Annotated in this window: 14 protein-coding genes; 4 read left to right on the top strand and 10 right to left on the bottom strand. The window is 46.3% G+C overall.

What is annotated here, in order from left to right; translation table 11 throughout:
• The 9 genes from soxC to GFS24_RS22965 form a co-directional block, all read right to left on the bottom strand.
• Positions 1-1,209, bottom strand: coding sequence for a sulfite dehydrogenase (gene soxC / locus GFS24_RS22925; protein ID WP_153663655.1), 1,209 nt, complete (start codon positions 1,207-1,209; stop codon positions 1-3).
• A gap of 6 nt (positions 1,210-1,215) precedes the next feature.
• On the bottom strand, positions 1,216-1,701 hold the full coding sequence (locus tag GFS24_RS22930; protein WP_253906561.1) for a c-type cytochrome: 486 nt from the start codon (positions 1,699-1,701) through the stop codon (positions 1,216-1,218).
• Between the two features lie 20 nt (positions 1,702-1,721).
• Positions 1,722-3,338, bottom strand: coding sequence for a hypothetical protein (locus GFS24_RS22935; protein ID WP_153663659.1), 1,617 nt, complete (start codon positions 3,336-3,338; stop codon positions 1,722-1,724).
• 11 nt (positions 3,339-3,349) lie between these two features.
• Positions 3,350-4,660, bottom strand: a complete 1,311-nt coding sequence (locus GFS24_RS22940) for a DoxX family protein (protein WP_153663661.1) — start codon at positions 4,658-4,660, stop codon at positions 3,350-3,352.
• Positions 4,661-4,678: 18 nt separating this feature from the next.
• A complete protein-coding gene (locus GFS24_RS22945; protein ID WP_153663663.1) occupies positions 4,679-6,019 on the bottom strand; it encodes a RagB/SusD family nutrient uptake outer membrane protein in 1,341 nt (446 codons plus the stop codon).
• A gap of 5 nt (positions 6,020-6,024) precedes the next feature.
• The gene (locus GFS24_RS22950) at positions 6,025-9,054 is read right to left on the bottom strand and encodes a TonB-dependent receptor (protein ID WP_153663665.1); all 3,030 of its coding nucleotides are present in this window, start codon (positions 9,052-9,054) and stop codon (positions 6,025-6,027) included.
• A gap of 359 nt (positions 9,055-9,413) precedes the next feature.
• Positions 9,414-10,451 (bottom strand): aminotransferase class I/II-fold pyridoxal phosphate-dependent enzyme, encoded by a 1,038-nt coding sequence (locus GFS24_RS22955; protein ID WP_153663667.1) that lies wholly within the window; start codon positions 10,449-10,451, stop codon positions 9,414-9,416.
• Between the two features lie 104 nt (positions 10,452-10,555).
• Positions 10,556-11,335 carry a lysophospholipid acyltransferase family protein gene (locus tag GFS24_RS22960; protein ID WP_173003166.1) on the bottom strand — a complete coding sequence of 260 codons (780 nt, stop codon included), beginning with the start codon at positions 11,333-11,335 and terminating at the stop codon, positions 10,556-10,558.
• A 122-nt stretch (positions 11,336-11,457) separates the two neighbouring features.
• Positions 11,458-11,925: a hypothetical protein gene (locus GFS24_RS22965; protein ID WP_153663671.1), complete on the bottom strand. Its 468-nt coding sequence runs from the start codon at positions 11,923-11,925 to the stop codon at positions 11,458-11,460.
• A 92-nt stretch (positions 11,926-12,017) separates the two neighbouring features.
• On the opposite strand from GFS24_RS22965, the gene GFS24_RS22970 reads away from it, so the two are divergent.
• Positions 12,018-13,010 (top strand): helix-turn-helix transcriptional regulator, encoded by a 993-nt coding sequence (locus GFS24_RS22970; protein WP_153663673.1) that lies wholly within the window; start codon positions 12,018-12,020, stop codon positions 13,008-13,010.
• Between the two features lie 37 nt (positions 13,011-13,047).
• Positions 13,048-13,905 carry a glycoside hydrolase family 43 protein gene (locus GFS24_RS22975; protein ID WP_153663675.1) on the top strand — a complete coding sequence of 286 codons (858 nt, stop codon included), beginning with the start codon at positions 13,048-13,050 and terminating at the stop codon, positions 13,903-13,905.
• Here the strand turns inward: GFS24_RS22975 and GFS24_RS22980 are convergent.
• Complete coding sequence (locus tag GFS24_RS22980; RefSeq protein WP_153663677.1) at positions 13,845-14,960, bottom strand: alkene reductase; 1,116 nt, start codon at positions 14,958-14,960, stop codon at positions 13,845-13,847. The two genes, GFS24_RS22975 and GFS24_RS22980, sit on opposite strands and share 61 nt — an antisense overlap.
• An 89-nt stretch (positions 14,961-15,049) precedes the next feature.
• Here GFS24_RS22980 and GFS24_RS22985 point away from each other — a divergent pair, with 89 nt between their 5' ends.
• Positions 15,050-15,916, top strand: a complete 867-nt coding sequence (locus GFS24_RS22985) for an AraC family transcriptional regulator (RefSeq protein ID WP_153663679.1) — start codon at positions 15,050-15,052, stop codon at positions 15,914-15,916.
• Positions 15,917-16,174: 258 nt separating this feature from the next.
• The gene (locus GFS24_RS22990; RefSeq protein WP_153663681.1) at positions 16,175-16,717 is read left to right on the top strand and encodes a sigma-70 family RNA polymerase sigma factor; all 543 of its coding nucleotides are present in this window, start codon (positions 16,175-16,177) and stop codon (positions 16,715-16,717) included.
• Positions 16,718-16,723 lie beyond the last annotated feature (6 nt).

Genomic DNA, 16,723 nt, shown 5'->3' on the forward strand with positions numbered 1-16,723 from the left:
CTATTTCCATTTTTCCGGTTTGAACAATACCTGTCCATCCCTTTTAATTACCCATGCCGTTACGGGGTTGAGGTGATAACCTCCCATATCTTTCCCCCTTGCGGCTACCAGCTGTTTTAAAGTAGGCTGGATATATCCTGTTTCGTCTGTTGCTCTGCTCATGATCTCCGTTTCCCGGCCATCCCATTGCCAAAGATACCGGAAAGCAACGTGTGCTTTATCCAGTATGGGATCCTGTAATTTTGCCGGGTACCAGTTCTTCCCGGCGTCTGTACTGATCTCTACTGTTATTATTTTACCACGGCCGGTCCAGGCAATTCCCCTGATCTCCACCCATCCCTTTTCCAATTGTACCGGATAGGCGGGGAAGGTAATAATGGAACGGGCATCCATATCAAAACTGAACTGGCGGATCTTGCCGTCTTTAATTTCTTCTGTGTATTTCGATGTCTCTTCACGGGTCATGAACGGCTGGTCAGACAGTTCTATACGCCTGATCCATTTCACATTGGTATTTCCTTCCCAGCCGGGCAGGAACAACCTTGCGGGATATCCCTGTTGCGGGCGCAACGCTTCTCCATTTTGTCCGTAGGCGATCATGGCATCGTCCCAGCCTTTCTTTACAGGAATGCTGCGCGTCATCACAGCAGCATCTGAACCTTCTGCCAGGAACCAGGTAGCTTTGGGATGCACGCCTACTTCTCTGAACAAGGTGGAAAGCATTACGCCTGTCCATTCACTCTGACTGGTTAAACCGCAGATCTCCTGGGGCGTCATTTTTTCTTTACCTGATCTGAAGTTACCGGAACATTCCAAAAAAGCAATGCGGGAAACGGAAGGAAATCTTTTTAAGTCTGCCAGTTTAAAGATCATGGGTTTCTCTACCATGCCATGGATCAATAATTCATAGCGATGTGGATCAATGGCAGGCACACCACCGTGATGCCGTTCAAAATGAAGATCGGAAGGAGTGATAGTACCAAAGAGGTCTTGCAGCGGTGTGCGGGAAGATGTGTCTGAAGTGATCTTCAATGGATGCTCGAAAGGAGAGCGGGTACCTATTTCACCGGGAGGAGGGCCAAGGATTTTTGTTGGATCGGCAGTTTGTACCGGCACCAACTGCCCGGAAGCTATTTTAATAAAAGCCAGTGAAGCAGCAGCTGCGGCTCCTGCCAGTAATGTGCGGCGTTTGATCTTCTTTTCTTCCATGTGTGCTTACTTTACCTCCGGCCCACCCTGCCTGTTGTCATTCACAAAATATTTATGCGCCGGCATTACAATGGCAGGCAGGGTGTGTTTATTCATCTCCGTTGTTGAATCAATGATCTTGTTGGCATGTAACAGGAAAGCCGTAATGCTATATACTTCGTTATCTGTTAAAGAACCGGGCTGATTGAAAGGCATGGCCCTGCGTGTATAATCAAACAGTGTAGTAGCGTATGGCCAGTAGTTACCGATGGTCTTTGCTTTCGTTGTATCACCTACTAATACATTATATGGTCCTTCCACGCCTGTCTTTCCATGGCATAGCGCACATTTGGCAGTATAGATATTCCTGCCTTCGCTTACTGTGCCGGAACCTTCCGGCAAACCTCTGCCATCCGGGCGAACGTCTATATCCCATGCTTTGATCTCTGCTGCCGTGGCTATTCTCCCCAGGTTAAACCGTTCCGGTTCATGGGTTTGTTTACATGCTGCCAAAAATATCAATAAGAAGTATCTCAATATTTCCCTGCTTTTAAACTGCTTTCTGATAATACATATTTCCGCTGCACTTTATCCAGCACCACATAAATGGAATCTTTGTTTTCATTTATGCCGCGCAGGATGACCCTGTTGCCATCTTTTGTATCGTATTGCAGGATCATCCGGTTTCGTTTTTCATTGTTCTTTGCGGTGGCAAATTCCCGATCCCTGCGGGTAGAAGAAGCACGTTCATCTATCCTGTTCACTTCATCCTGCCACACTTCTTTAGGGATCCAGTTCTCCGTTAATGCAGCGGTAGCAGCAGTACTGCTGTCTGCTTTCAGGTTCCTGGCGGTACCGCCATCTCCGCCTACACCTGCTGCGCGGTTCCTGCGTTCAGGGTTTGCTTTGAATTTATCCTGGAGATATAACACATGGTTCTTTGGATCTGCATAGTAATGGAAAACCCGCTGCCCTCCACCTACACCAGCCACTTCAAATGTTCTGTTAAGGTCCTTTTGCGGATCACCACCGCCGTTGGAGAGATCGAGTTGTACCGGGCGGTTCACACGGAAAGTGAAAGTGGTCCAGTCTTCAAAAGTGGCTTCCTGCCAGCGTAAGGAATCCGATGGAGAATAAGGGATCACCTGGTTGTTGAGCCGGAATTCCGTGACGGTGAAATTACCGCGTAATTCTTTTTCTCCTGCAACGGATGGTTGTTTGTAGGGGTCGTACAGGAAGTTGATCAATTGCAGGTAAAAGAACCAGCCGAGGAAAATGGCCAGTGTAGCTGCTTTTAAAGTAAAGCGCGTATATTTCTTCCAGCGGGCAGAAAGGTCAGGATAGAAATTAACGGGAACGGTATAACGTTCCAGGATCAGCAGGTTGTATAATTTAGGCAGATCGTTGATGAGCAGGAATGCGGCGAGTAATACGAAATAACTGCTGTACACATGTACGCCGCCATCGTATGCAAAGTTCACATACACAATATCTCCTAAGGCTGCGAACAGGAGGATGGCGCCGAGCGTGGTGGTTTTCCTGAAGAGCAATAATGAACCGGCGGTTATTTCCACCACACCGGCAAAGATCTGGTACCAGGGCACAATGCCTACGGACAGCCAGTATATTTTCTGTGCAGTGAGATCGCCAAAGTTTGTGTTCAGGATACCGAGAGAAGGGTAGGGCATTTGTACGGGCAGTAGTTTTGTGAAGCCAAAACCGATGATGCCGATCCCTGCTCTGTAACGCACGATAACGCGCAACCAGTAATACAATGTATTGTATTCTTCCCGTTCTGTTTTTCTCCACCGCACGATGGCAGTCCAAATGAAACCACCTGCTATGGCAATGATGGCGGTGGTGATCCAGTTGGCATAACCGAGGAGGTTGCTGCCGAAAATAGTATCGCCGAAAAAGTTGATGCCGGAACCGAAGCGCGCAATATCATAGAGATCGCGGTAATGCAGGTGGGTCCAGTCTATATTCAATACCAGTTTGTACCATTCTGCGCTGTTGGGTATGCAAATGGCTACAAAGAATATGAAGGCTATGCGGAAGAGCACTTTGTGCCATGATTTCCAGGCATCCACCGGTGCTGGCGTAATGGCCTCGCGGGTATCTTTTACATGGAGGGTTTCAATAACTGACATAGTGATTAGGTTTATAGTTTGATAGATTTCCTGCGGCCTTCGCGGGCCACTTCTTCCAGCAACCATTTCTTTGGTATCTTATCCAGTACAACATAAAGGGAGTCATTACTGAGCACCAGCTTTGAATCATTCAGCCGGTTGTAATGCAATACCAGTTGTTCTCCCTGGTAGTGTTTATTCTTATTCCGAAGTGTGAGCACCTGTTTAAGTGTATCCACATCGTAACTATAATAGTGCCGTCCGGTAGTGCCTTCCAGTTCATAGATCTTATCATCTTCACCGGCAGTTACTCTTTCCAGGTTATTGGAATCTATGATCACCGGGCGGTTGGAGCGGATACTGATCGTGGCCCATTTTTCAAACACCACATCCTGCCAGCGGAGAGGATCTGTTTTGGAATAAGGAATAGTATCCTTGTTCCTGCTGAATTCCGCTACGTTATAAATACCCGCTGCATCTGCTAAACCTGCGGTGGCCGGGAACTGGTAGGTTTGGCTCATGGAGAGTTTAAAGGCATATGCCAATACAAAGAGAAAGATGACGAGCGACTTCAATGCGATCCTGCTATAACGCTGCCAGCTCTTCGTGAGCGTTACATGGAAGCGGTTCGGGAAAACAGGTTTTTGTAAGATGAGCAGTTGCGCCAAACGCTGGATATCAAAACTGAGCAGGAAGAGCGCCAGTGTGATCAGGTATAAGCTGTACACCTGTTCTCCTCCTTCATAAGCGATATTGGACATGAACACATTTCCTGTAAAGATCAATACAATGAAAGCGCCTACGCTGGCTGTTTTTCTATATAACAGTAATCCGCCTGTAATGATCTCTACCAAACCCAGGAAGGACTGATAGTTCGGTACAATACCAAGACTGAGTGAGAATAACTTCCATCTTGTATAATCCCCGTAGTAAGTGTTGAGATTACTAAGAGAAGGATAAGGTGCCTGCAGCGGATAGAACTTAAGGAAACCATAAGCAAATAACGCAATGGCTAAACGGTAACGTACGGCTACGCGGATCCAGTAATAGAGATGATCGTAGGAGATACGTTTGTTCCGGTCTATGTAAGTCCAGATGGCTGTGCCTGCCAGTGCGAGCAGGGCTATGAATCCCCAGCTGGCGTAACCGGAGAAGAACTGCGGGTTGTAATGCGCTATATTGAAAATATCGCCATAGTGAAGATCCAGCCAGTTGACAGAGAGAAAGTATTTTGGATCTAAGGGTACTACCTGCAGCAGGAAGTAAATGAAGAAGAACCGGAAGAAGATCTTCTCCCGGTTGTTCCACTCCACAGCGGGAGTTGTGTGATGATGTTCAGGCATGTTCAATAACATTTATGGTTAATAACCTTCGTTTGGTTCAAGGGCAGGATCTATGGTCAATTCATTGGCTGGTATAGGCAATACATACCGCAGCGGGTCTGTAAGGTTTAATACTGTTCCTGCTCTGCCGGTCCTGATGAGATCATACCAGCGGTGTGGTTCAAAAGCAAATTCCAGTCTTCTTTCATTTTCAATAGCCAGCAGAAGATCCGCTTTGGTGGCAGCAGAGCTTCCAGTGAGGCCAGTTCTGTCCCGCACTGCATCCAGGTCTTGTTTGGACTCCGGCAGTTTTTCCTGGTTGGCGCGTGCTTCTGCCCTGATCAGGTATAATTCTGCAATGCGGATGATGTATGCAGGATCTGTAGCCGGGCTGCGGTAGTACAAATTTGCGTACCAGAGGCCAGCTACTGTTTTGCCTAATAAAGTACTCCGTGTGCCACCTGTGAGCGGATCATTCAGTAAAGCGATCACGGCATTGTTAGGCGCAATCTGGCGTGTGCCGCCATTGGCAGGTGGTTGCCATTGACCTCTGTGTGAATTGGTGTAAGTAGCACTGTAGGATAATTCAAATACAGATTCTTTTGTAGCTACTGCGCTGGCGGGTGTAAAGAAAGAAGAAAACGGTTTCAGTAACTGGTAGTTGGTGGTATTGCTGATCACCTTGCCGGCATAAGTTTCTGCCAGTGCCCATTCTTTCTGGTAGAGATGGAAACGTGCGCGCAAGGCCCAGACGGTTTCTTTATTAGCTCTCACCGGATTCTGCGTGGTGGGCAATGTTAGTAAAGGTTCTGCTGCTTCAAGGTCTGCCAGCACCTGTGCATAGGTTTGTGCCAGGGTACTTCGTTTAATTCCTTTTTTATCTGCTGAAGAAAGCGTGGGTGTGAGAACGATCTGTACACCGCCCCATGTACGGGCCAGGTCAAAATAAGCGAGTGCCCGGATGAATAATGCTTCACCGATCAGTTGATTCCGTTCAGCAGTTGTAAGGGAGGCATCATTCAGGCCTGGCACATTTGCAATCACATGATTGGCTTTGTTGATGGTGGCATAAATAGCTACCCATATGGAAGCTACGGTGGCATTATCTGATCTTACTTTGTGTTCAATGAATTGTTGTACGATAGACTGTGAACCTGTCCATTGAACATTATCGCCGGAGAGATAACCAATGGACTGAAAGGAATTGCCATAGTACCCGTCAGAAGCCAGACCTCTGTATACACCACGTAAAGCGGCCTGTGCAGAAGCTTTATCAACGATCGCTACATCATCAGGAATCGAATCCTTTGGTTTTACTTCCAGGAATTTATTGCAGCCAGTGAGTGTTATCAGTAAGAGGATGTATTGTAATGTTTTCATGGTTGTTACAGTGTTACGTTAATGCCAAATTGAAAGGAGCGGGGCTGTGGTGGTGTGCCAATGTCCAGGCCCTGGATGTTCTGATTGCTCGTTACGTTCACTTCAGGATCAGGTCCGGAGTAATTGGTAAACGTGAGGAGATTGCTACCAGTGAAGTAGATACGTACTGCCTGTACCTTCGGTATTTTTGATAAGGTGTAGCCGAGCGTAAGTGTGCGCAGCTTCAGGAAAGAACCATCTTCCAGGAAACGGCTGTTCTGCTCTAAAGTGTAATTATTGCCAAAGGCTGTTAAGCGTGGTACATCTGTTACATCACCGGGTTTCTGCCATCTTTTAAGCTGGCTGGCAAAGAGTACGCGGTTGGCATCTCGTGTGCCACCGCCTTCTCCAAAGAAACGGTTCAGGTTGAAGATGTCATTTCCATATTGATAACTGATGAGCAGGCCCAGATCAAAACCTTTATAAGAGAGGGTGTTGCTCAATCCTCCGAAGAAGTCCGGCGCAGCATTGCCGAGTATCTGGCGGTCTGCTACATTGATGCTGCCATCTTTCACCACATCTTCAAACACGGCATTTCCTGTTTGCGGATCTACATAAAGTTGTTTATACAACCAGAAGGAGTAGAGTGAAGATCCTTCCTGGATACGTACCCAATCCCGGCTGTATTGGTTAATAGGTATAGGGAGCTTCTCTACTTTATTTACATTCCGCGAAATGTTGAAACTGGTGGTCCAATTAAAGTCGCGTGTTTTTATATTCGTGGTATTAATGGCCAGTTCAAATCCTTTATTACTGATCTCGCCTTCATTTGCATAATAGGAAGTGAAACCTGTAATGGCTGAAACGGGTAATTGCAGCAGGTTATCTGTTGTATATTTTGAATAGACATTGAACTCAATATTCACACGATCCCTTAAGATACCCAGGTCAACGCCGGCATTAAGTTGCCTTGTTTTTTCCCATTGGAGATCAGGGTTGGCCAGTTGCTGTGGTGCGGTTCCGGGTTTATCTCCGCTACTGTTGTCGGGATAACCGGCGCCACCTGTCCAGTTGCCCTGTGCCGCAAAATTATTAATGCCATTCTGGTTACCGGTGAGGCCTGCGCTTACCCTGAATTTCAGATCGCTGATAGCATCAAACTCTTTCAGGAAAGGTTCTTCCTTAATACGCCATCCTGCGCCGATAGCCGGGAAGTAGCCAAATTTCCTGTTCTCTCCGAAACGGGAAGAACCATCTGCGCGGATCGTGAATTCAAAAACATATTTATCTGCATAGCTATAATCGATCCTTGAAAAGAAGGAGGTGAGATTGGATTTCGTCCATGTTTGAGAAGCCGTTCTGGTGGCTGCAGCAGAAATGAGGGTGAAGGAATTACTGGGGAAACCGGAACCCTGTGCAAAAGTACTTTTGGTGATATTGCTCTGGATGGTATTGCCTATGAGGATGCCAAAATCATGTTTGTTGCCAATGTTTTTACGCCAGGAGAGCGTTTGTTCATTGATCCAGGTGCTGTTCTGTGTGATGTTGGAAGTGGCCAGGCCATTGGTGGGCGCAGCGCCTAATTGCGTTTGATCATTCCAGTATTCTGATTCATCGTAATTGTTATAATCCAGGCTCCAGCTGCTGCGGAATTTTAAACCGGGCAGCAGTTCCGCATCCACATAAAGATTACCGATGTAGCGAAGGCTGGTAGTGTTCACATCGTAGTTATCGATCAGCACCTGTAAGTTGTCGAACCCTGCCCAGCGGGCGGGTGTGCCATCTGCATTTACTTCCGGGAGGTAAGTGGGGGTGTGCAAGGCGGATTGCAACATACCACCTGCGGGGCCATCGCCTGTTCTGCCCTGCTTCCTGTAGGAACGGGTGATGCCGTTGCTTACACCTACCATTACTTTGTCGCTTACTTTATGGTCTACATTTAAACGGAAGCTCCCACGGTTAAAGCTGAGTGGTTTTACGATCGCTTCCTGGTCGGTATAACTTGCGCCGATGAAATATTTTGTGCCTTTGCCGCCGCCGCTTAAAGAGAGATCATAATTGTTGATCCGGGCAGTGCGGAATAATTTATCGAGCCGGTCGTATGTTTTTTGTTCTTCGGGTAAACCTCTGCCACCCTGGCTTACAGGGCGGAAAGGCGGGAGGGCATATTTGGTTTTATCTGCTGCGCTGGTGGCATCTGCGAGAGAATTGGCGTAGAACTCATTTACAAGGGTGGCGTGTTGCGGGCCGGTGGTAAGGTCCCACAGCTCCGGGGCTTTTGCCCAACCGGTTGAATAATTAATGCTCACGGTTGGTTTGGAATTGAAGTTGCCGCGTTTGGTAGTAATGATCACTACGCCGTTTGCGCCACGGGCGCCATAGATAGCAGTGGCGCTGGCATCTTTCAGGATCTCTATATTCTTTATGTCATTCGGGTTGATGTCTGCAATGGGAGAGGTGGCACGACCGCCACTGTTCACGGTTTGCAAACTGGTGTTGTTGATGAACACGCCATCTACGATATATAAGGGATCATTACTGGCATTAATGGAAGTGGTGCCGCGTACGCGTACAAAAGCACCATCACCGGGAATACCGGTATTGGAGTTGATCTGCACACCAGAGGCTTTACCCTGCAGTTGTTCATTGAAACCTGCTACCGGAATGTCTTTCACTTCTGCAGCATTCACGGAAGAGATGGCACTGGTGAGGTTCTTTCTTTTCTGTGTACCATATCCCACTACTACAATTTCATCGATGGTGCGGTTCCCCGGTTGCAGGGATATGTGGGCGTTGGCAGGATTCACTTTCACATCCTGGTTTTGATAACCGAGAAAGCTTACAAAAAGCACGTACTCTTTTGCTGTGCCGGAAAGCGTGTATTTGCCTTCTGCATCGGATACAATTTCTTTATTGGTACCTTTTATAAAGATGCTTACACCCGCCAGCGGTTGTTTGCTGACGGCATCCGTTACTGTACCAGTGACCGTTTGGGCTTGCTGCGCCCATGCATTGTACGAGCTAAATAACAGGAGAAAAACATAGAACTGTTTCATAAAATAGATTACAGGTTGGAAGTAAGCAGCACGACGGGGAACACGGGGGCCTCACCAGTGGCTTGCTATGATGCGGGAATGTGAATAATGGCAGATGTTACCGCGAGATCAGCAGCAACAATAATTGTCAATGGGGGAATGTATAGAATGCATTGCCACCATTGATTGGATTAAACATGTGTGTAAAGGTTTCATCTCGATTGATTTTACGAAACGCCTTTGATAAGATAAACCGCTGGTGGTGGACAGTTACCTTACATTCAGGAGTGGTTCTTTAATACGTTGGCTTATTAGTCTACTAAAACTGTAGACAAAGTAAAGGATTAATATTTGATTCTCCAAGTGTTCCTGTAAAAATTCTATTTGAAGGTAGTGGCAATGGTGTTTAATCCCGGTAATAATGCTTCCTGGTCCCAGGACATTCCGAGGGCAACCCTGATATGTTCTGCGTTGTTTGTCATGGAGAAATCGGCCCCGGAAGGGATGTCGATGCCCTGTTCCTTTAACTGATCCGGTATGGTTGGATCTGCTTTCAGCCAGATGTGGAAGGAGGTGGGGAAGGTTTTGTAAGAAAGTCCTTTAAAGATCTGCTGTACTTTTTCCTGTAATGCCTGTGCGGCTTGTTGTTTTTCGTGGATAATCCCTTTCAGTAGTTCTCCTTTCATCAGGTAGATACTGAAATCTGTAAACAGTTGGGAGGTGCCGCTGGAAGTGAGTTGCACGAGATTTTCAATGCCTTTCAGTAATCCTTTGGGCGCTGCGAGATAAGCGGACCTCAGCATCGGGTTGAAAGGTTTGGACATACTATGGATGTGCATGGTCCGCTCCGGGAAAATAGTGAGGAAGGAAGGAGGAGGGCTGGGATGCAGAAAGCGGTAGGCGTCATCTTCCAGGATATATACATCTTCAAAAGTCCGTACTACTTCTGCAATGGCTTGCCGCCGTGCTAAAGACATCACGTTGGTGGTGGGATTGTGAATAGTAGGCTGCAGGTAGATGAGTTTGCTTTTGCCGGTTTTAAGGTGTTCTGCCAAAGCTTCCGGCAGCATGCCTTCTTCATCAGCTGCTATTACATGGAACTGGTAGTTCATGTTGGTAGCGCTCATTTTGAAGCCGGGAAAAGTAGTGGGTTCTATGGCAATATGTTCTGTTATACTTCTGAAATAAGTGAGGATGCAGTAGAGTGCATTGTTGCCACTGGGCAGGGAAATAAGATCAGACTGTTCCCCTGCGGCGTGTAGCCAGTTAAATACAACGGCTTTGCCGGAAGCATCCAGCGATTGATATGATGGGTGCAGCAATCCGCTAACGGCTGAGGGCGTTATATTTTTGCAGTATTCCTGGAATACATCCATTTCCCGTGGAACGGATGGGTAGTTTACACGAAGATTAAGCATGCCTGAAGGTAGGAAAAATGTTTAATCTTCCATGGAACGTACCAGGATGCCCGTCAGTGCGGCAAAAATGACGAAGAGCAGCAGGAAGGCGATGAATGCTAATATCATGATCTGTTATTTTTCCAGCGGCGGTGCGTCCACAACCAGTATTCAGGAGATCTGCGGATATCCTGTTCCAGGAATTCCGAGAATGTTTTAGTGATGCTATGTTCCGGCGCTGTGGCAGCCTGATCTGTGATCAATGAAAAAGAGATCTCCCAATGGGAGGATTCCGCTCTTTTATTGATAACGGCATACACCACTACGGCATCCAGGCTTTTGGCGATCCGTTCTGCACCGGTGATAACGTTTGTAGGCTGATGAAGGAAATCTACGGTGAAGCGGTTCTCCTGAGAAGGGGATTGATCAGATACGAAGATATACGCGCCGGGCCTTTCCCTGTTGGCATGCATGTACCGTACTACTTTATCCATGGACAGTAATTTGATGCCAAAACGGGAGCGGAGCTTGCGCATGATCCTGTCGAACAGCTTATTGGATAAAGGTTTGAATACGGCATGTACATCAAATGAGAGATAGGAAGGGAGGATATTGGCGTATTCCCAGTTTCCGTAATGCCCTAACATGATGATCACGTTACGTTTTTGCGCATGGTAATGTTCCAGTAAAGCGACATTATTCACCTGCACCCGTTTCTTCATTTGTTTTTCGGAGAGCAGGATCATTTGCAGCCATTCCAGGAACATATGACTGAAATATCGATAGAACCGGGTGGCAATATGATTGATTTCTTCATATGATCGCTCCGGAAAGGAGCGGGAGAGGTTTTGCATTACCACTGCGAAGCGATAACGCAATACCGTATGAAAGAGAAAATATAGCATGTGTGCAGTTATGTTAAATTCGTCAATGTGCAATGGTATACTATGATAACGGCATATTGACGAAGTACCCCCAAAACCGGGGGTACTTTTTGTTTTATTTAACATAAAAGGAGATTCCTCTATCAGAAACGGAACAACGGTCTGCCAAAAGAGAGGAAGGGCCATGGTATATTCGCCGCAATAATAAGCAGTACGATCAGCGTAAAAAGAAACCAGGTCTTGAATTTTCCTGCAGAAAGCAGCATCTTATTCGCCCGCTTTTGTCCTGCTTCGCTTATCATAATAGCAGCAAACATAGCCAGCGGATGACGCAGCGTAAAAAACGTAATACCCGCGTTAGCGGTGATACCTTTTATGTTATGATATAAGATAGTGGTGGTGATAGGGCTGGCAACCAGGAACAGCACAATGCCGATTAACCCCAGGATGCCCAGGAGCATGCTGGACAATTTGAATAATTTCTGGTGTGCATCCGTGAATATCTTCTTAAACAGCCATCCGTATAAACTGGTGAATAAAGTAGCCAGTAATAATAACATTACTACCCAGCGCAGCCAGGAGTGCAGGAATAAAGTGATCTGATAAAACATCTGGTCTTTTATTTTATATGCAAAACTGCGTCTAATAATTATGCTTACTTTTATACCATACGGAGCATGTTTTATACTAAACGGATTCTTTTATGATCGTAAATGTTTATGATATTAAGGGGCGTGCAGGGAAATTAGGACAAGGCATATCAGAAGATATTATTCATCAACCCCTGGTTACGGAAAAAAGGCATAAACACAGCTTTGCTTTTGGAGATGCAGAAATAGTGCAATTATCATTTGCAGGTATTTATATAAAGTATGGAGATGTAGCAGTGCATGAACATATGAACCTGCACATGGAAATGGAAGATGAACCGTCCGTGGTGGAATTACATTTCACGTTATCCGGCCAGGGTACCTTAAGGCACGACAGGAACGGGCAGCATTATAATTTTATAGAGAACCAGTGCAACATGCATTATTTGCCTCAGTTTGCAGGCGGCGGGGAGTATCGGAAAAATATGCGGTACCGGTTCTTTGAAGTGCATTTTACAACCAGCGCTTTTCTTGCTTTGGCGGAAAATAGTTCTCCGCTGTTGATGGACCTGGCAGAGAAGATCAGCGGAAACAGTTTAATACAGATCAACAAGCAGAATATGCCGATGACACTGGCTATGCATCAGTGCATCCAGGATATTCTATATTGCCAGTTCACAGGCGGGCTCAAGATGATGTATCTGCAATCAAAATGTGTTGAACTGCTGGCGTTGCAAACGCAGGCCTATGAAAACCTTACAGGGAAATCACCTTTTGCTTATAGTATAACGGCAGAGGATATTGAACGTATTCATTATGCACAAACTTACCTGCTGCAACATGCCCTGGAGCCACCTTCTCTTATACAACTGGCCCGCATTGCCGGTATCAATGAATTTAAACTGAAGAAAGGCTTCCGGGAAGTTTTCAATAATACTGTGTATGGATACCTGGCAGATCATAAACTACATGAAGCGAAGGAAATGTTGTTGTCTAAACAAACGCCTATTAAAGATGTGGCAGATCAATTAGGTTACTCATCCGTACAGCACTTCAGTAAAGCCTTTAAAAAGAAGTTTGGCATATCTCCCGGTCAGGCAAAATGATGATTAACTGGCAGGAATTTTGAGGCGAATCTGCACTATGAACCCTATCATCCAACATAAGTTTACAGCAGATCCTACTGTTGTTGCACATCATGATACGGTGTACCTGTATACCGGTCACGATGAAGCGCCAGCCGATTCATCCGTGTATGTGATGAAAGATTGGTTGTGCTTTTCTTCTACAGATCTGCTGAACTGGAAAGAGCATCCCAGTCCGCTCAAAGCCACTGACTTTGCCTGGGCTAAAGGAGACGCTTATGCTTCCAAAGTGATCCAACATGGTCAAAAGTTTTACTGGTATGCAGCGGTAACGCATGCCGATATTGATGGCAAAGCAATTGGCGTGGCACAGTCAGAAAATCCAACCGGGCCGTTTACAGATGCCAGAGGTTCTGCACTGATCTCACCACTGGATACAAACGGCAGTAATTTTGATCCCACTGTGCTGCTGGATGACGACGACAGAGTTTATATCTTCTGGGGTAAAGAACAATGTTATTATGCAGAACTGAAAGAGAATATGATAGAATTGCAAAGCCCTATCAGAACTATTCAGTTGCCGGAGTTCCAGGAAGGTGCGCATATCCATAAAAGGAACGGCTGGTATTATTTGTCTTATGGTTACGGTTTCCCGGAGAAAGTGGCTTATATGATGAGCCGCAATATTCACGGCCCCTGGGAGTTTAAAGGCATCCTCAATGAAATAGCCGGTAACTGTGAAACCAACAGGCCCGCCATCCTCGATTTTCAAGGTAAGACCTATTTCTTCTATCATAATGGCGGGCTTGAAAAAGGCGGCAGTCACCACCGGTCTGTTTGTATCGACGCATTGTATTATAATGAGGATGATACGATGCAACGGGTGGTGATGACTTCGGAAGGCATCTCCGGATAATCAATATATCCTTTCTCTCCTCCTTCATAAAAGGTTTCTTTATTGGCAACTGCTAAAGGTGCATTGTGCCTGAATCGTTCCACCAGGTCTGGATTGGAAATAAAAGGCCTGCCAAAAGCAATGAGATCTGCCAGACCTTCCTGCAAAACAGTTTCTGCAGAATCGGCTGTGTAATCACCTGCCAGGATCAGCAGGTTCTGGAAGCGTTTACGCACATCCTGTATATAGGCCTTTGGTATGGATGAAGATTGACTGGAAAGGTGGATGTAAAGGATATCCATTTCCCGTAATGCATCTGTGATATGCCGGTGGGTAGCTTCTTCCTCCTCATAGGCCGGCAGATCATTCAGTATGGCAAAGGGAGAAAGCCTCACGCCGGTGCGTTCTTTACCAATAGCTGCTGCTACACCTTCCATGATCTCTAACAGAAAGCGGCTGCGGTTAGCAATATTGCCACCATATTGATCTGTTCTTTGATTGGTATGAGGGTGAAGGAATTGTTCCGGCAAAAAGCCATGTGCGCCATGTATTTCCACACCATCAAAACCTACTTCGATTGCAGTGATAGCAGCCTGTATGTGTGCATTTATCATAGCCTGTGCGCCTGCAGTGCTCAGCACTTCTGGTTGTGTAGCCGGTAAATGAATACCTCCCGGAGTACGGATAATTTCTGCTGCTGTTACAGCAGAGGGCGCTACCAGCGGAAGACCTCCTTCCTGGTTCAGCGGATGTCCTATACGGCCTGTATGCACCAGTTGGATAAAGATCTTTCCGTTCCTGGCATGTACTTCTTCCACTACTTTTTTCCATGCCGCCTGCTGCGTGGTATTATAAATGCCCGGCGCATGCAGATAACCAACACCATTTGCCGCAACAGCTGTGTTCTCTGCGATGATCAAACCTGCGCCGGCTCTTTGCCTATAATATACTGATACGGAATTACCCGGAATGCCATGCTCTGACCGCCGCCTGCTCATTGGTGCCATTACCACACGATTGCGTAAAGTAATGGAAGGTGTGATGAGGGATGACAGCAGCTTTTCTTTTAAACTCATGTGACGTTTGTTTTTGATCCTCAAAATTACGCCGTGCTGCTACGGCGGAACAGTGATAAAGAGGGGTTTGTTTTGTAATTTTACAGGTTATGGAGCATAAAGCGTTACATCAGCCGTTTGAGTTGTATGTGTCAGATATGGAGTGCTGGCATGAACGTCCGTTAGTCTATCATTTTTTTGAGATCGTGCAGATCCTGGAAGGAGATGGTATGCGGGAAGTGAACCGTAACCGGTTTCCTTACCACAAGGGAAGCATCTTCCTGTTTACGCCGCTGGACTGCCGGGGATTTGATATCGCTCATCCAACACGTTTCTGCTCCATCCGTTTCTCTGAAGTTTTCCTCGCACAATTCAAGAATGCCCAGGACCGGGAAAGGATATCTCAATGGCTCAAACAACTGGAGCATATCTTTTCTCATCATAACCGTTTCCAGGAACTGCTGATCAAAAGACCGGGAGATTGCCAGATGATCTCTGCGCTGATGAGTAATATGGTGCAGGAGTATGAAGAAAAACAATCCTACCACGAGGAGAACCTGCAACACTTTGTGACCCTTATCCTCAACATCCTGGCGCGTAATGTAACAGACAGCACGGGAAGCACAGCTACTGGTATTGAATCTGAACCACTGATCAACAGGATGCTGGTACATATCCGGCAGCACATCAATAACCCTGAAAAGTTGCGCGTGGGTCACCTGGCTGCCAGTTTTAATCTTTCTGCCAATTATGTGGGGGAATATTTCCGGAAGTTTACAGGAGAAAGCCTGCAACATTACATCACACAGTATAAAATAAAACTGGTGCAGCAGCGCCTGGCCTATAGCACACTTACGGTGAGTCAAATAGCAGATGAACTGGGTTTTACGGATGAAAGTCATTTGAGCAGGCAGTTCAAAAAACATAGTGGTGTAAGCCCCGTTGAGTACAGGAAAAATGCCGGCCGGCGGAACTAAAAACAGGAATTTCAACACCTAACCATCCTGTACTGTCCTGTTTTGATACTTAAGTGTTGCATAAACACTAAATTTGACATAAGCCTTTAAGGCATTAAGTTTGAGGGGTCATTCAACCAATTAAAAAAGAAGATTCAATTAATAATAATCTTTCCCGTAAGTTGTTTTTTGGCAATTTTTTTTCCTAAGTTTACTTGAATAAAAGCCGCTGTTCATTTGTACAGTTTACCTTATACTGACAAAATACTACTCCACGAGATGGCTGCCGGAAGCGAAGACGCTTTCTGCCGGCTTTTTGATCATTACTGGAACAGGGTATATTCTTCCGCGCTTGTATTAACGAAGTCTCCGCCAATGGCGCAGGACATTGCGCAGGAAGTATTCCTTCAGTTATGGCAAAACCGGGAAAAGGCAACAGACATTCAGAAGCTGGATGGTTTCCTGTTCATCAGTGCGCGTAACCTGATCTTTAAAAAGATGAGCCGGTTAAAACTGGAAGATGCTTATCAGCATTATCTAAGTTACCAGGCAAGGGTTGAATCCGGCGATACTTCTGTACCTGCGGAATTTAAAGAGTTACAAACCATTGTGGAAGCAGGGATCAGCCAGTTACCGCCACAACAGCAAAAAGCTTTCCGTCTCAGCCGGGAAAGGGGCCTCAGTCATGAGGAGATCAGTCACCAGATGGGTGTTAGCCGTGCGGCTGTAAAAGATTACATCGTTCGCTCCCTCGCTTTCCTCCGTAAATACCTCCGGGAGCATGCCCTGCTGGCAATTGTGTTCCTTTCTAACCTCCCTTAAAATATT

Origin of the sequence: Chitinophaga sp. SYP-B3965, assembly GCF_009647655.1 — a bacterium.
GTDB lineage: Bacteria > Bacteroidota > Bacteroidia > Chitinophagales > Chitinophagaceae > Chitinophaga.